Genomic DNA, 15908 nt, shown 5'->3' with positions numbered 1-15908 from the left:
CTTTTTTTTGTGCCGCTAACTTAGTGGGCTGCTGGATCAACGATTAAGATGAATACCGTTGTTTCAGCTCCACAGGCTTGATATAACTGGCTGCGCGTTCGCACCGGGCGGGAAGCACGGGTGCGATGTGAATAATAAAAGAGGGGATGAAGAGAGTGAATAAGTCACAGTTGATCGACAAAATTGCTGCAGATGCTGACATTTCTAAAGCGGCAGCGGGACGTGTTTTAGATGCATTCATGGACTCCGTTACCGAAGCTCTGAAGGGCGGTGATGAAGTGGCACTGGTTGGTTTCGGTACTTTCTCTGTACGTGAGCGTGCAGCTCGTACAGGCCGTAACCCACAAACGGGTAAAGAGCTCACCATTCCGGCTGGTAAAGTTCCGGGCTTCCGTGCTGGTAAAGCACTGAAAGATTCCGTCAATTAATGACCGCTGATACATCCATTGAAGCATTTTCTTCCGTGGATTGAGGACGCAAAAGCCGTTCTCATGTAACATACGGGCACATCATTTTTGATGTGCCTTTTTTATTCTTGATGCGCGGCGATAGCCTTTGGTTGTTGTCTCCGCATGGTTGCCAACTGCCAGCCTGAACAGCAGTTGCACGATGATGACATCGTGTTAGAGCTTTACATTCACACTACAGCGGAGTGTTGTCATACCATGATGGACAATTTACGCGCGGCGTCGAATCATGTCGTGCTCAAGATTATTCTGGGATTGATCATCCTGTCTTTCGTACTCACCGGGGTGGGCAACTACCTGATCGGTGGCGGCGGTGATTATGCTGCCAAAGTTAACGGCCACGAGATCAGCCGTGCAGAGCTGGAGCAGGGTTATAACAACGAGCGCAATCGTCAGCAGCAGATGCTGGGCGATCAGTTCTCGCAGTTAGCCAGCAACGAAGGCTACATGCAGCAGATGCGCCAGCAGGCGCTGTCGCAGTTGATCGATCAGGCGTTACTTGATCAGTACATCAAAGATCTGCACATCGGCATCAGCGATGATCAGGTGAAACAGGCGATCTTCAATCAGAAAGCTTTCCAGACCAACGGTAAATTCGACAACGCCAAATACAGCGGCCTGATCACCAGCATGGGCTTCACTGCCGACCAGTATGCCGAAGCGCTGCGCAAGCAGCTGGCGACGCAGCAGCTGATTAACGCAATTGCTAACACCGATTTCATGCTAAAAGGCGAAACCAGCAAGCTGGTGGATCTGGTGTCTCAGCAGCGTGAAGTGCGTCAGGCGGTGATTGATGTCAACGCGCTGGCGGCTAAGCAGACGGTCAGCGACGACGAAATCAGCCAATATTACCAGCAGCATCAGAATAGCTTCATGGCGCCTGAACAGTTCCGCGTGAGCTACATCAAAATGGATGCCGCTAGCATGCAGGAAACGGCCAGCGAAGCGGACATTCAAAGCTGGTACGATCAACATAAAGCGGATTATTCACAGCCACAGCGTAATCGCTACAGCGTAATCCAGACCAGGACGGAAGCTGACGCTAACGCCGTGGTTGACGCGCTGAAGAAAGGCGAAGATTTCGCTGCGCTGGCAAAAAGCAAATCCATCGACCCAATCTCAGCCCGCAAAGGCGGTGACATGGGTTGGCTGGAGCCGAGCACTACGCCAGACGAGCTGAAAAACGCCAATCTGACGCAGAAAGGCCAGCTTTCCGGCGCTATCAAATCGTCGGTTGGCTTCCTGGTGGTGCGTCTGGATGATATCCAGCCGGAGCAGGTTAAGCCGCTGGCCGATGTTCATGACATCGTTGCCGATAAAGTAAAACAAGAGAAAGCGGTTGATGCCTTCTACAAAATTCAGCAGAAAGTCAGCGAAGCAGCCAGCAACGACAACGAATCGTTGGCGGGCGCCGCGCAGGCTTCCGGCTTGAAAGTGGTAGAAACCAACTGGATCACCCGCGATAACCTGCCAGACGAGTTGAATTTCGATCAGGTTAAACAAGCGATCTTCAACGGTGGTCTGGTAGGCCAGAATGGTGCGCCGGGTAACAACTCCGACATCATCTCTGTGGATGGCGATCGTGCCTTTGTACTGCGTATCAGCGAGCACAAACCGGAAGCGGTGAAGCCGCTGGATCAGGTAAAAGCACAGATCGTAGACTCGCTGAAGCATGATAAAGCGACGCAGCAGGCGAAAGCACAAGCAGATAAGCTGCTGGCCGATTTGAAAGCCGGTAAAGCGGATGCACTGAAGGCTGCAGGCCTGACGCTCAGCGCCAGCAAATCGTTCGATCGCAACGCGCAGGATCCTGTTGCTCAGTCGGCCTTCAATCTGCCACAACCTGCCGAAAATAAACCGTCGTGGGGCGTGAGCGAAGATATGCAGGGCAATGTGGTGCTGATCGCGCTGGATAAAGTCAGCGCGGGCAACATGCCGCAGGCGCAGATCGATGAGATGGTAAAAGGCGTAACGCAGAATAACGCGCAAATCGCCTTTGAAGCGCTGCTGGAAAACCTGCGTAAAGAGGCGAAGATTAAGTACGGCGCCGCAGCACAAAACCAGTAAGCCTCACAAAAAAAATTAAATCACTGCAATACCCGAAAGGCCGCTTATGCGGCCTTTTCCATTTCTATAATTGCCCTTTTGAGCGTTGAATTGAGCTGTGACACCCTGCTGTTGCTGTCAAACACAAGGAGAAACACAGCATGGTTAAATCAACGTTTCAAGCCCTATGCATTACGCTGGCGCTGGGCGGCGCAGTTTATACCACCGGACTGGCGGCTGCCGAAAGTCCCAGTGAAACGCAGGCGACGCAAGTCTCCACGCCACAGGAAGGACAGGTCAGCATCAATTCAGCCACTGCCGAACAACTGGCGGCTGGTATGAACGGTATCGGGCTGAAGAAGGCGCAGGCGATTGTCAGTTATCGCGAACAATACGGGCCCTTTACCGCCATTGAACAGCTCAAGGAGGTGCCGGGCATTGGTAGCGCCCTGATTGAGCGTAACAGCGCCCGGCTTAAACTGTGAAGCGTCTCGCGACTTTGAAGGATTGAAAAAGCCCGGATTCAGGCTGTGCTATGCTCAACAGGTCTTACCAGTTGTCATTCTCAGCCTGAACAAGGAGCAACAATGCAAACCACAATTAAAGTGCGCGGTTATCATCTGGATGTTTATCAGCACGTGAATAACGCGCGCTATCTGGAATTTCTGGAAGAGGCGCGCTGGCAGTGGCTGGAGGATGTCGATGCGTTTCATTGGCTGATGGAGCAGCAACTGGCGTTTGTGGTGGTGAATATCAACATCAACTATCGTCGTCCGGCGGTATTGGGCGACGTATTGAATATTGAAAGTGAAGTGTCACAGCTCAGCGGTAAAAGTGGCATCATTGCGCAGCGTGTCTTGCTGGCGAGTGATAATTCGGTGGTGGCCGATGCCGCGCTGACCTTTGTCTGTATCGATTTGCGCACGCAAAAAGCGGTGCCGATGGAAGGGGAGTTGCGCGAGCGTCTGATGTCATTGATGGTGGAAAATGAATAACTGGCGCCGATGACGCCAGTTTACCCTGCGGCCTGAATCAGTTGAGGCCGCTTTTTTGTTTCATCGCTGCCATCACCGCCGGCGCGTTCGCCTGATAATCTGCCAGGCCACGGGCGCGTAAATGACAGGCCGCGCATTCGCCACAGCCATCACCTTTTACGCCGTTGTAGCAGGTAAGCGTTTCAGCGCGTACCAGCGGCAGCTGCTGCCAGTAATCGGCCAGCGCCCAGGTTTCCGCTTTATTCAGCCACATCAGCGGCGTCTCAAAGCGAATATTGCGCGCCATGCCGAGGCTGACGGCGTTATTCAGTGCTTTAACAAACTCATCACGGCAATCCGGGTAGCCGGAGAAATCGGTTTCGCACACGCCGGTGATCACCGCTTCGGCTTCGACCTGATAGGCATAAATCGATGCCAGCGTCAGGAACAGGATATTGCGGCCCGGTACAAAGGTACTCGGCAAACCGCTGGCATTGGGATCATAGGTTGGCACCGGAATGTTGTCGCGCGTCAGGCTGCTAACGGCTAACTCGTTGAGCAGCGTAACGTCCAGCACTTTGTGCGCGCGCGCGCCCAGCTTGTGCGACAGCTCAGCCGCAACCTCGATCTCTTCACGATGGCGTTGGCCGTAATCAAAAGTAACGCAATGCACTTCATCATAGTGTTGCAGCGCCTGAATTAAACAGGTGGTGGAGTCTTGTCCGCCACTGAATACCACAACGGCTCGTTTCATTTTTTCTTCCCCAAAAATCAGTGCGCTTATGGTACTGGCTCGGACGCAGGCTGAACAGCGCTAGCTGTGGTTGGCGGCGGAATCCAGGCGCGGATGAAATCAAACCATCCCAAACTATTAAGCTGGATGCCCTCCACGCCGGGCGGCGCAAAAACCTGATAGCGATAGTTAAACAGCGGCAGTAAGTGGCCATCGCACATCAGCTGCTGAAACAGTTGCTGAGTCAATTCACTGCGCTGCAGTGCATCAGGTTGTTGGGCAATCGCGCTCAGTGGCGTTTGCAGAACCTGTTCGCGCAGCGGCTGCCAGACCGGATCGTTCTCCAGCCAGTTCACCAGCGTAAACAGCGGTGCATCGCCAATCAGTCGATCGCCCATCACCACATCGGCCTCACTGAGATCGCTATCGTCACGCCAGCTTTTTACGTCATGGAAGATGCAGGTGAGGGCGCAGCCGTGTTGCGCCAGCAGTGGAATCAACGCCTGTGCCATCACATGCAGTTCGACCGGCAAGTGGTAATGCAGCGTTAATGTGGGCGGCAGTGCAATCGTCTCTCTTTCGGCGCGCGGTACCGGCCAGCCAGGAAGCAGCTCATGGCTCGGTGTGATTAAACCCTCATCCAGCGGCAGTTGCTGAATCACACCGCTGCGCTGAATCAGGGCAATCAGCGATTGGGCCTGTTCGGCACTGAAGTTCGCCGAGATGCGTGGCGTCAGATAGCAAAATCCCAGGCTGATACTGCGATCAACCGGACGTAGCGAGCCGAGTTCGTCAGGATCGCCAATGGCGATTTGCACCGGATGGCTGCAACTGGTGCCGAGATCACGATCAAACAGCTGCGGTGTGATCCAGTATTCCATCCGCTGGATCAGCGGGCGCTGCAAATGCCAGCGCGCATGGCTCTCCAGCCGCACCATCTCAGCGGTGAAATGCGTGAGTTTCCACGGCCCGCTACCGATATCGGCGAATTCAGGATGCGGTAATAGACAGAACTGGTGCGCCAGCCGCTGCGGCAGCCAGTAATCGCTTTCACGCAGTTGAATATGTATCGCTAGCGGATGCGGCGCTTCAATCTGTTCAATCGCCGCCAGCAGCCGCGCACCGCGTGGCGAATGCCTGATCTGTTGCAGTTGCTCAACCAACTGTGCCGCCTGCACCGGTTCATCGTTGTGCCAGCTGAGCTGTGGGCGCAGCCAGAAATACCAGTCACGGCCGCTGGCATCATGCTGCCAATGGTGAGCGAGATCGCCTTCAACATCGTTATCGCGAAAGCGCGTTAACCCGGAGAAAACCTGGCGCGCCAGATGTTGCTCGGCACGTCCGGTCAGCTGCAGCGGACGCAACGGCTCCATCGCGCGGTAGTAAGGAATGCGCAGCACCGGCGATTGCTTCTGCCACTGACCGCCCATCAGTGGTCGCAGCAATTTTACTAATCGCTCGGGATGCAGATCGAGCACCTGCAGCGCCTGTACCGCCTCGCCGGCGTCGAGTTGCTGCGTTAACAACTGCTGGCGCAGCTGTTCCGGCGACACCAGGAAAGTTAGCTCACCCTGTTTGCCACGCCCGGATTCACCGCGCCACTGCAGCCAGCCGGCATCCTGCCACTGACGCAGCAGCGTGCGCAGATGGCGCTCGCTGCAAAAGCAGTGTTGCGCCATCGCGGCGACGCTGAGGCGTTGAGTTTCGCCGTGGCTGAGTTGCCACAGGCGCTGAAATTGATTGACCCGATGAAGTTCACGCATAGTTAAACCCGGAACAGTTTTTAAAAAGTATTCACTATTAGTTCCGTAATTACCAGGCGATAGTAGCTGCCTCACTCAGACAGGAGAATTCGCATGGCTCGCCTCGCGGCATTTGATATGGACGGCACGCTGTTGCTGCCTTCGCACCGGTTAGGTAATGAAACGCTGGCAAGCCTGCATGCGTTGCATCAGCGCAGCGTCACGTTGGCGTTTGCCACCGGGCGTCATCTCATGGATATGCAGCGAGTACGCGAACAAATCACCTTGCCTGCGTGGCTGATTACCGGCAACGGCACGCGCATTCACGATTTGGAAGGCAACCAACTTTACGGCTGCGATTTATCGCCATCAGTGGCGGAAGAGGTGATTCATACGCATTGGCAAACGCCTGCCTCGATTCATGTTTTCAACGATGAGGGCTGGTTTACCGATAAGCCGCTGCTCGGCGCGCTGGAAGCGCATGCGATGAGTGGCTTCCATTATCAGCTGCGCGATTTGCGTCAGATGTCGGCGCATGAAGTCACGAAAATCTGTTTTATTGCGCCACATGAAATGTTGCAGGCGTTAAAAAGCGAATTGCAGGCCGCGTTGGGCGAGCGGGCCAACATTTGCTTCTCTGCGTGGGATTGTCTGGAGGTGTTGCCGGTCGATTGCCATAAAGGCGCGGCATTGGGACGTTTGTGCCAGCATCTTTCGCTGTCGCTGGCGGATTGTATGGCGTTTGGCGATGCCATGAACGATCGCGAAATGCTGGAACGTGTTGGCAGCGGTTTCATTATGGGCAACGCCATGCATCAACTGAAAGCGTCGTTGCCCCATTTACCGATTATCGGACATTGCGAGACACAGGCGGTGTCTCACTACCTTAATCACTGGATGACCACACCACACCTCGATTATTCCCCCGAATGCTGAGGCTTACAGTGAACCGGACAGGACGTCCGGTTTTTTATTGCAGCTCACGCACCCACGGCGCAATGTCGCCGATATTCTGCTCTACCCACTGCGCATTGTAATAGGTGTCGGGATAGCGCTCACCGCTGTCACACAGCAACGTCACTAAAGAACCCTGCTCGCCGTTTTCCCGCATGCGTTTTGCCACCTGCATCATGCCCCAGAAGTTGGTGCCGGTTGAAGCGCCAGGGCGACGTCCCAGCACCTTTTCCAGCTGCAGCATCGCAGCGATAGTCGCGCCATCCGGCACTTTCATCATCTCGTCAATCACGTCGGGTAAAAACGACGGTTCCACGCGCGGACGACCAATGCCTTCAATCAGGCTACCGCGTTCGCTGCGCAGCGTTTTGTCGCGGCTCTGCCAGTAATCAAAGAACACTGAATGCTGCGGATCGACCACCAGCAGGCGCGTGTCATGGCCCTGATAGCGGATATAGCGGCCCAGCGTTGCCGAGGTGCCGCCGGTACCGGCGCTCATGATCACCGTATGCGGCACCGGGAAGGGTTCGTGTGACATCTGGCGGAAAATGCTTTCGGCAATATTGTTGTTGCCGCGCCAGTCGGTGGCGCGCTCAGCATAGGTGAACTGGTCCATAAAGTGGCCGTTGAGTTCACGTGCTAAACGCTCGGATTCGCTGTACAGCTGGCAGGGATCGGCGACGAAATGGCACTCGCCACCGTAAAAACCAATCATCTCGATTTTGCGTTTCGCGGTGCTGGCGGGCATCACAGCGATAAAGGGCAAACCGAGCAAACGCGCGAAGTAAGCTTCCGATACCGCAGTACTGCCGGATGAGGCTTCAATGATCGGCGTATTTTCGTGGATCCAGCCATTCGCCAAGCCATAGAGAAACAGGGAACGCGCCAGTCGATGTTTTAAGCTGCCGCTGGGATGCGTGCTTTCATCCTTGAGATAGAAGTGAATGCCGGGATAATCATCCAGCTTAAAGCGGATCAGATGCGTATCCGCAGAGCGCTGAAAATCGGCGTTAATTTCATTGATGGCGCGGCGAACCCAGGGCGTTTGCATGTGGCATTTCCGTAATCATTATTGCGCACAGTGTAAGGCACTGGCAGGAAAAAGAGGTTGCTTTAATCACGGTATAATGGTGCGCTTAGAGAAAATTTTTCTCCGGGAGTGGCAAATGTTAGATAAAACTGACCGCGCTTTGCTGGCAATGCTGCAGCAGAATTGCACGTTGTCGCTGCAGACGTTGGCCGATGCGGTGAACCTCACAACCACGCCGTGCTGGAAACGCCTGAAAAAACTGGAAGATGATGGCATTATTCGTGCGCGTGTGGCGCTGGTGGACAGCGAAAAAATCGGTCTGTCACTTACCGCTTTTATGTTTGTCAAAACTCAGCAGCACAGCAGCGAGTGGTTTAAGCAATTTGTCGCCGTGGTGCAGCAAATGCCGGAAGTGATGGCGTTTTACCGCATGGCGGGCGAGTACGATTATTTGCTGCGCATTCAGGTCGCGGACATGAAGAGTTACGACAGCTTTTATAAGCGCCTGGTGAACGGCGTACCGGGACTGATAGATGTGACCTCCAGTTTTGCCATGGAAGAGATTAAATACACCACCGCCTTGCCGGTAGCGCCCTAACGGGCACAGAAAGAGACACGCTTGTGCAATTATTCAGCCAGTTAAGTTGGTATTTCCTGCGCGAGTGGCGGCGATATCTGGGCGCCGTCAGCTTGCTGATCGTTATTGCCTTACTGCAATTGCTGCCACCGCACGTGGTTGGCGTGATTGTCGACGGCGTCACCCAGCATAATTTAAGCGCCGGGCAGATCTTAATGTGGATCGGCGTGATGCTGGTGACGGCGGTGATTGTCTATCTGCTGCGCTACGTCTGGCGCGTGCTGTTGTTTGGCGCATCCTATCAATTAGCCGTTGAGCTACGTGAAGATTTCTATCGCCAGCTCAGCCGCCAGCATCCGGCATTTTATCTGCGCCATCGCACGGGCGATCTGATCGCCCGCGCCACCAATGATGTGGATCGCGTGGTGTTTGCCGCCGGTGAAGGCGTGCTGACGCTGGTGGATTCGCTGGTGATGGGATTGGTGGTGCTGATTGTGATGAGTACCCAAATTAGCTGGCAACTGACGTTACTGGCGCTGATCCCGATGCCAATTATGGCTTTCGCCATCCAGAAAGACGGTGCCCGCTTGCATCAACGTTTTAAAGTGGCGCAGGCGGCGTTTTCAAGCCTGAACGATCAAACCCAGGAAAGCCTGACCAGCATCCGTATGATCAAAGCATTTGGTCTCGAAGATCACCAGTCGCAGCAGTTTGCCGGCATCGCTGCTGATACCGGCAAGAAAAACCTGCATGTGGCGCGCGTGGATGCGCGATTCGATCCGATCATTTATATCGCCGTTGGCTTCTCCAACCTGCTGGCGATTGCCGGTGGCGGCTGGATGGTGTGGAACGGCAGTTTGACGCTCGGGCAACTCACCAGCTTTGTGATGTACCTCGGCCTGATGATTTGGCCGATGCTGGCGCTGGCGTGGATGATCAACATCGTTGAGCGCGGCAGTGCGGCGTGGAGCCGTATCCGTTCATTGCTGGCGGAAGCGCCAGCGGTTGAAGATGGACAGAAAGTGTTACCGCCCGAACCTGGCATCCTGCAGGTCGCTATTCGTGAGTTCCGCTATCCGGCCAGCTCTGGCCCGGTGCTGAGCCATCTTAATTTCCAGTTAAAACCGGGCCAAATGCTGGGATTATGTGGGCCAACCGGCTGCGGCAAGAGCACGCTCCTAAGCTTGATTCAGCGCCACTTCGACATCGATCAGGGCGATATTCGCTACCACAATACACCGCTGCCGCAGTTGCGGCTCGATAGCTGGCGCAGCCGGCTGGCGGTCGTCAGCCAGACGCCTTTCCTGTTCTCTGACACCATTGCCGCCAATCTGGCGCTGGGTCGCCCGAATGCGACGCAGCAAGAGCTGGAGCGTGTGGCAACCATGGCCTGCGTGCACGATGATATTCTGCGCCTGCCACAAGGTTATGAGACCGAAGTGGGCGAACGCGGCGTGATGTTATCGGGCGGACAGAAGCAGCGCATCGCGATTGCACGCGCGCTGCTGCTGAATGCCGAAATCCTGATTCTGGATGATGCGCTGTCGGCGGTTGATGGCCGCACTGAACATGACATCCTGCATAACCTGCGTCAGTGGGGCAAAGGGCGCACCTTGATTATCAGCGCGCATCGTCTTTCGGCACTTACCGAGGCCAGCGAAATTCTGGTGCTGCAGCACGGCGCCGTGACGCAGCGTGGCGATCATGACACCCTGGCGGGCAAAGAGGGTTGGTATCGCGATATGTACCGTTATCAGCAGCTGGAAGCCGCACTGGATGACGATGAAGTGGCAGAAGGAGCAAGCCGTGGCTAAATCACAACGTTTATGGCCGACGCTGAAACGACTGCTGGCGTATGGCAAACCGTGGCGTAAATCGCTGTGGCTGGCGGTCGGCATGCTGTGGATTGCGGCGGCAGCCGAAGTGACCGGACCGGTGCTGGTAAGCTACTTCATCGATAATCTGGTGGCGAAACATCAGATGCCGTGGGGCGTCGTCGCGGGCCTGCTGGTGGGCTTTGTCCTGCTGCAATTGCTGGCCGCCGGTTTGCACTATTTTCAGGCGTTGCTGTTTAACCGCGCGGCGATTGGCGTGGTGCAGCAATTGCGCGTGGACGTGATGAACGCGGCGTTGCGCCAGCCGCTCAGCGCCTTCGATACGCAGCCGGTCGGCCAAATCATCTCGCGCGTCACCAATGACACCGAAGTGATCAAAGATCTCTACGTTACCGTGGTGGCCACAGTGTTGCGGGCTGCCGCGTTGATTGGCGCGATGCTGGTGGCGATGTTCTCCCTCGACTGGCGCATGGCGTTGGTAGCGATCGTGATTTTCCCGCTGGTGCTGACGGTGATGATGATTTATCAGCGCTTTAGCACGCCGATTGCGCGTCGCGTGCGCAGCTATCTGGCGGACATCAACAACGGCTTCAATGAAGTGATTAACGGCATGAGCGTGATCCAGCAGTTCCGCCAGCAGGCGCGCTTTGGTGAACGCATGGGCGAAGCCAGCCGTTCACACTATCTGGCACGTATGGAAACGCTGCGGCTGGATGGCTTTTTGTTGCGCCCGTTGTTGAGTCTGTTTTCGGCCATGATTCTGTGCGGTTTGCTGACGCTGTTCAGCTTCGCCACGCCGGGCGTGTTTGAAGTCGGTGTGCTGTATGCCTTTATTACCTATCTTGGCCGCCTCAATGAACCGCTGATTGAACTCACCACGCAGCAGTCGATGCTGCAACAGGCGGTGGTGTCCGGCGAGCGTATCTTCGAACTGATGGATGCGGAGCAGCAAGGTTACGGCAGCGATAGTCTGCCGCTGGCCTCCGGCAGCATCTCGCTGCGGGATGTGAGCTTTGCCTATCGCGATAATCGCGATGTGCTCAGCCACATCAATCTCGAAGTGCCGGCGCGTCATTTTGTTGCGCTGGTGGGGCACACCGGCAGCGGGAAAAGCACGCTGGCGAATCTGCTGATGGGCTATTACCCGGTGACGCGCGGCAGTATCGAACTGGATGGCCGCCCGCTGCCGCAGCTGTCGCACGCCGCTTTACGTCAAAGCGTTGCGATGGTGCAACAGGATCCGGTGGTGCTGGCGGATTCGCTGCTGGCCAACGTGCGTTTGGGGCGCGATATCCCGGAAGATCAGGTGTGGCAGGCGCTGGAGACGGTGCAGCTGGCACCGCTGGCGCGCAGCATGGCGGACGGCATCCATACGCGTTTAGGCGAGCAGGGCAATAATCTGTCGGTTGGGCAGAAACAGCTGCTGGCGCTGGCGCGCGTGCTGGTGTCATTACCGCAAATCCTGATCCTCGACGAAGCCACGGCCAATATCGATTCCGGCACGGAACAGGCGATTCAGCAGGCGTTACGTGCACTACGCCAGCACAGCACGTTGGTGGTGATTGCGCATCGCCTTTCCACCATTACCGAAGCCGATCAGATTTTAGTGCTGCATCGCGGTCAGGTGGTTGAACGCGGTACGCATGCTGAGCTGCTGGCCGAGCAGGGCCGTTACTGGCAGATGTATCAGCTGCAGCAGGCCGGCGATGAACTCGCGGCGGGCATCCCCGTACAAGCCGAAGGGTGAATTGCACCTTTTTTGCACAGTTTTATCGGAATGTTCTGTATTGATGCACTTCTTTGAGGCTTGAAGCACCAAAGAAGTGCAATATTGCAACACCTTTCCTCTTCCTCCTCCGCAATCTGCGCTGTGCTTCACATAACGAAGCGTGATGCAGCGCGCCTATGCTACTGACATTCCCCTTTTTTTATTTATGGCACAGCCTTTGCTTATATCCCTACGTGTCCGCGAAGACTCACTCAATTTCTTATCCGGAGGGGAACGTATGAAGCTGGTTACCGTGGTAATCAAACCATTTAAGCTGGAGGACGTGCGTGAAGCCTTATCCTCTATTGGCATTCAGGGACTGACCGTTACCGAGGTTAAAGGTTTTGGTCGCCAGAAAGGTCACGCAGAGCTTTATCGCGGTGCCGAGTACAGCGTTAACTTCCTGCCAAAAGTAAAAATTGATATCGCTATTGCGGACGACCAACTTGATGAAGTGGTCGATGTCATCAGCAAAGCCGCGTATACCGGCAAAATTGGCGACGGCAAGATTTTCGTCGCAGAACTGCAGCGCGTCATTCGTATTCGTACCGGCGAGACCGACGAAGCAGCACTGTAACTGGGGCTCTGAATTGTGATGGGATGGAAAGAAATGAATAAACTGATAACGAAGTTGGGCCTCACCAGCCTTGCGCTGTTACCTTCTCTGGCGATGGCGGCAGCCCCTGCAGTAGCGGATAAAGCCGATAACGCCTTTATGATGATCTGTACCGCCTTGGTACTGTTTATGTCGATTCCCGGCATTGCGCTGTTCTACGGCGGTTTGATTCGCGGCAAGAACGTGCTGTCGATGCTGACGCAGGTTGCGGTGACCTTCTCACTGGTTTGCGTGCTGTGGGTAATTTACGGCTATTCACTGGCGTTCAGTGAAGGCAACGCCTTCTTCGGTAGCTTCCAGTGGGCGATGCTGAAAAATATTGAGCTGAAAGCGCTGATGGGCAGCTTCTATCAATACATTCACATCGCGTTCCAGGCTTCCTTCGCCTGTATCACCGTCGGCCTGATTGTTGGTGCGCTGGCTGAACGTATTCGCTTCTCTGCGGTATTGATCTTCGTGGTGGTATGGCTGACGCTGGCTTATCTGCCAATCGCACACATGGTATGGGCTGGTGGCTTGCTGGCGCAAGATGGCGCGCTCGACTTCGCGGGCGGCACCGTGGTTCACATCAACGCCGCCGTTGCAGGCCTGGTGGGGGCTTATCTGGTGGGCAAACGTGCTGGTTTCGGCAAAGAGGCCTTCAAACCACACAACCTGCCGATGGTGTTCCTCGGTACCGCGATTCTGTATGTGGGCTGGTTCGGCTTCAACGCTGGTTCTGCTTCCTCAGCTAACGAAATCGCTGCGCTGGCGTTCCTGAATACCGTGGTGGCTACCGCAGGTGCGGTGCTGTCGTGGGTGTTTGGCGAGTGGGCGGTACGCGGTAAACCTTCTCTGCTTGGCGCCTGCTCGGGCTTCATCGCCGGTCTGGTGGCGATTACCCCTGCTTGTGGTTATGTGGGTGTCGGCGGCGCGCTGATTATAGGTCTGGCGGGTGGTTTAGCCGGTCTGTGGGGCGTAACAACCCTGAAGAAATGGCTGCGCGTTGATGACCCATGTGATGTGTTCGGTGTGCACGGCGTGTGTGGCATCCTTGGTTGTATCCTGACCGGCGTGTTCGCGTCCTCTTCACTGGGCGGCGTAGGCTACGCAGAAGGCGTGACCATGGGCCATCAGGTTTGGATTCAGCTGTTCAGCGTGGGTGTGACCATCGTCTGGACTGCAGTTGTAGCCTTCATCGGCTTCAAACTGGCGGATATGATTGTTGGCCTGCGTGTTCCGGAAGATCAGGAACGTGAAGGTCTGGATGTAAACAGCCACGGCGAGAACGCTTACAACCAGTAACCGCCGCGCTAAAGAAGAGCAGTGCGCTAAAATTATAAAAAAACAGAGGGGCGATTTTATCGCCCCTTTTTTTATGCGTCGCGTTGGCGCATCACGCCTTCCTGCACCGTGGTCGCCACCAGTCGGCCATCCTGGGTATAAAACTCACCCCGCACAAAACCGCGCGCGCCCGAGGCGGAAGTGCTCACCACGCTGTACAGCAGCCATTCAGACAAGTCGAACGGACGATGGAACCACATTGAGTGATCGATGGTTGCAACCTGCATATCGGCTTCGAGGAAGCCTTTACCGTGCGGCTGCAGCGCCACCGGCAGGAAGTTGAGATCCGAGGCATAGCCCAGCAGGTATTGATGGATACGACGATCGGCCGGTAACTCGCCGTTGGCACGAATCCACACCTGACGCAGCGGCTCATCGACGTGGCCTTTCAGCGGGTTATGAATTTGCACCGGACGAATATCCAGCGGACGCTCGGCGAGGAATTTTTCTTTCAGCTTGAGTGGCAGATGCGCGGCCAGCTTCTTCGCCAAATCCTGTTCCGATGGCAGATTATCCGGGCCCGGCACCTGCGGCATTTCATTCTGATGCTCGAAGCCGCTTTCAGGTGCCTGGAACGAAGCCGTCATGTAGAAGATCGGCTGACCATTCTGTACCGCGCTAACGCGGCGTGCGCTGAAGCTTTTGCCGTCACGCAGCGTTTCGACATCATAAATGATGGCTTTTTGGCTATCGCCCGGACGTAGAAAGTAGCTGTGGAAGGAGTGAATGATGCGCTCTTCCGGCACCGTTTGTTTCGCGGCATACAGCGCCTGGCCGACTACCTGGCCACCAAACACTTGGCGCAAGCCCAGATCTTCGCTCTGACCACGAAACAGGCCTTCTTCCAGTTTTTCCAGATTTAATAAATTAAGCAGGTTGTGCAGTGCCTGGCTCATAGCGGATTCCTCAGCGTGACTTATCGCGTCAGTGTGAAAGATCCGACCAGTTTCCGTCAATGATTTTGCCGCGATTTCAGCGGGCTGGCGGAGGGTTTAGGCGCAATGCCGATATTTGTGCCAGAATTAAGGTCATTCGGCGGCTGAAAAGCTAAGCAATGAATTTACCGCCGACAATCATAGTGTTCATAAGGAGACGACATCGATGAAACTCTGGCAAGTTATTAGCGGTATGACCCTGGCTGCGGCGATTACCGGTTGTGCGGACCACAGCAAGCCGGTTGCCACACCTACACTCGGCTCAGCGGTAGCGGGGCAGCAGGCCGCGATTACGCAGCCTAATGTCAGTGGTTCGGTGTATATCCGCCAGCGCATTGCGCTGCCGCCGGATTCTGTGCTGACCGTTACGCTATCAGATGCATCGCTGGCCGACGCGCCTTCGAAAGTGCTGTCGCAGCGCGTGGTGCGTACGGAAGGGAAACAGTCGCCGTTCCAGTTTGTCTTGCCGTTTAACCCGGCTGACATCCAGCCGAACGCGCGCATTCTGTTGAGTGCGGCGATTTCGATTGATGGCAAGCTGGCATTTATCACCGATACGGTGAAACCGGTGATTAATCAGGGCGGAACAAAAGCCGAACTGCTGTTGGTGCCAGTGACTAACGTCGCGATGCAAACCCAGCCGGGAGCAGCAACAACAGTGCCTTCGACTTCACCTACGCAGGTGACGCCATCTGCTTCGGTGCCGGCACCGACAAGTCTGTAATTTCGATTGATGGGACGGGAGAGCGCCGGAAAGCATCATTGTTCCGTAAAGTCGCTGTCTCGTCCCTGATCGCCCGGCACACGCCATCCATGGCGTGTGACGCTTTACTCCACAACGATGCCTTCCAGCGTGCAGCGTGCAGCGTTCAGTGCGATTGGCAGCGGGCTTGTGCGCGACATATCGC

General features: G+C 55.5%; 15 protein-coding genes. 11 read left to right on the top strand and 4 right to left on the bottom strand.

What is annotated here, in order from left to right:
• The first annotated feature begins 155 nt into the window (after positions 1 to 155).
• The 4 genes from hupB to PZBJ_RS10375 all read left to right on the top strand — a co-directional run bounded on the left by hupB (position 156) and on the right by PZBJ_RS10375 (position 3508).
• Positions 156 to 428, top strand: coding sequence for a nucleoid-associated protein HU-beta (hupB, locus tag PZBJ_RS10390; RefSeq protein ID WP_036648244.1), 273 nt, complete (start codon positions 156 to 158; stop codon positions 426 to 428).
• 237 nt (positions 429 to 665) lie between these two features.
• Positions 666 to 2534: a peptidylprolyl isomerase gene (gene ppiD / locus PZBJ_RS10385; RefSeq protein WP_101762560.1), complete on the top strand. Its 1869-nt coding sequence runs from the start codon at positions 666 to 668 to the stop codon at positions 2532 to 2534.
• 140 nt (positions 2535 to 2674) lie between these two features.
• The gene (locus PZBJ_RS10380) at positions 2675 to 2998 is read left to right on the top strand and encodes a ComEA family DNA-binding protein (RefSeq protein ID WP_101762421.1); all 324 of its coding nucleotides are present in this window, start codon (positions 2675 to 2677) and stop codon (positions 2996 to 2998) included.
• Between the two features lie 102 nt (positions 2999 to 3100).
• Entirely contained in the window at positions 3101 to 3508 is a 408-nt protein-coding gene (locus PZBJ_RS10375; RefSeq protein WP_101762420.1) for an acyl-CoA thioesterase, read from the top strand.
• A 37-nt stretch (positions 3509 to 3545) separates the two neighbouring features.
• Here PZBJ_RS10375 and queC read toward each other — a convergent pair whose 3' ends face one another.
• The gene (queC, locus tag PZBJ_RS10370; protein WP_101762419.1) at positions 3546 to 4241 is read right to left on the bottom strand and encodes a 7-cyano-7-deazaguanine synthase QueC; all 696 of its coding nucleotides are present in this window, start codon (positions 4239 to 4241) and stop codon (positions 3546 to 3548) included.
• A gap of 26 nt (positions 4242 to 4267) precedes the next feature.
• Entirely contained in the window at positions 4268 to 5983 is a 1716-nt protein-coding gene (locus PZBJ_RS10365; protein WP_101762418.1) for an SgrR family transcriptional regulator, read from the bottom strand.
• Positions 5984 to 6076: 93 nt separating this feature from the next.
• On the opposite strand from PZBJ_RS10365, the gene cof reads away from it, so the two are divergent.
• The gene (gene cof, locus PZBJ_RS10360) at positions 6077 to 6898 is read left to right on the top strand and encodes an HMP-PP phosphatase (RefSeq protein ID WP_101762417.1); all 822 of its coding nucleotides are present in this window, start codon (positions 6077 to 6079) and stop codon (positions 6896 to 6898) included.
• A gap of 34 nt (positions 6899 to 6932) precedes the next feature.
• Here the strand turns inward: cof and PZBJ_RS10355 are convergent, their stop codons facing one another.
• The gene (locus PZBJ_RS10355; RefSeq protein ID WP_101762416.1) at positions 6933 to 7967 is read right to left on the bottom strand and encodes a PLP-dependent cysteine synthase family protein; all 1035 of its coding nucleotides are present in this window, start codon (positions 7965 to 7967) and stop codon (positions 6933 to 6935) included.
• Between the two features lie 115 nt (positions 7968 to 8082).
• Here PZBJ_RS10355 and PZBJ_RS10350 point away from each other — a divergent pair, with 115 nt between their 5' ends.
• The 5 genes from PZBJ_RS10350 to amtB all read left to right on the top strand — a co-directional run bounded on the left by PZBJ_RS10350 (position 8083) and on the right by amtB (position 14026).
• On the top strand, positions 8083 to 8544 hold the full coding sequence (locus tag PZBJ_RS10350) for an Lrp/AsnC family transcriptional regulator (protein ID WP_101762559.1): 462 nt from the start codon (positions 8083 to 8085) through the stop codon (positions 8542 to 8544).
• Positions 8545 to 8567: 23 nt separating this feature from the next.
• Complete coding sequence (locus PZBJ_RS10345) at positions 8568 to 10337, top strand: SmdA family multidrug ABC transporter permease/ATP-binding protein (RefSeq protein ID WP_101762415.1); 1770 nt, start codon at positions 8568 to 8570, stop codon at positions 10335 to 10337.
• On the top strand, positions 10330 to 12105 hold the full coding sequence (locus PZBJ_RS10340) for a SmdB family multidrug efflux ABC transporter permease/ATP-binding protein (RefSeq protein WP_101762558.1): 1776 nt from the start codon (positions 10330 to 10332) through the stop codon (positions 12103 to 12105). The genes PZBJ_RS10345 and PZBJ_RS10340 overlap by 8 nt, the downstream gene beginning before the upstream one ends.
• Before the next feature lie 259 nt (positions 12106 to 12364).
• Positions 12365 to 12703 carry a P-II family nitrogen regulator gene (gene glnK / locus PZBJ_RS10335; protein ID WP_007886947.1) on the top strand — a complete coding sequence of 113 codons (339 nt, stop codon included), beginning with the start codon at positions 12365 to 12367 and terminating at the stop codon, positions 12701 to 12703.
• Positions 12704 to 12736: 33 nt separating this feature from the next.
• Positions 12737 to 14026: an ammonium transporter AmtB gene (gene amtB, locus PZBJ_RS10330; RefSeq protein ID WP_101762414.1), complete on the top strand. Its 1290-nt coding sequence runs from the start codon at positions 12737 to 12739 to the stop codon at positions 14024 to 14026.
• A 71-nt stretch (positions 14027 to 14097) separates the two neighbouring features.
• Here the strand turns inward: amtB and tesB are convergent, their stop codons facing one another.
• On the bottom strand, positions 14098 to 14961 hold the full coding sequence (gene tesB / locus PZBJ_RS10325; RefSeq protein WP_101762413.1) for an acyl-CoA thioesterase II: 864 nt from the start codon (positions 14959 to 14961) through the stop codon (positions 14098 to 14100).
• A gap of 205 nt (positions 14962 to 15166) precedes the next feature.
• On the opposite strand from tesB, the gene PZBJ_RS10320 reads away from it, so the two are divergent.
• Positions 15167 to 15724, top strand: a complete 558-nt coding sequence (locus PZBJ_RS10320; RefSeq protein ID WP_101762412.1) for a YbaY family lipoprotein — start codon at positions 15167 to 15169, stop codon at positions 15722 to 15724.
• Positions 15725 to 15908 lie beyond the last annotated feature (184 nt).

Origin of the sequence: Pantoea endophytica, from assembly GCF_002858935.1 — a bacterium.
Taxonomy (GTDB): domain Bacteria; phylum Pseudomonadota; class Gammaproteobacteria; order Enterobacterales; family Enterobacteriaceae; genus Pantoea; species Pantoea leporis.
Note: the sequence above shows the minus strand (reverse complement) of the source record. Positions and strands in the feature narration are given on the sequence as shown.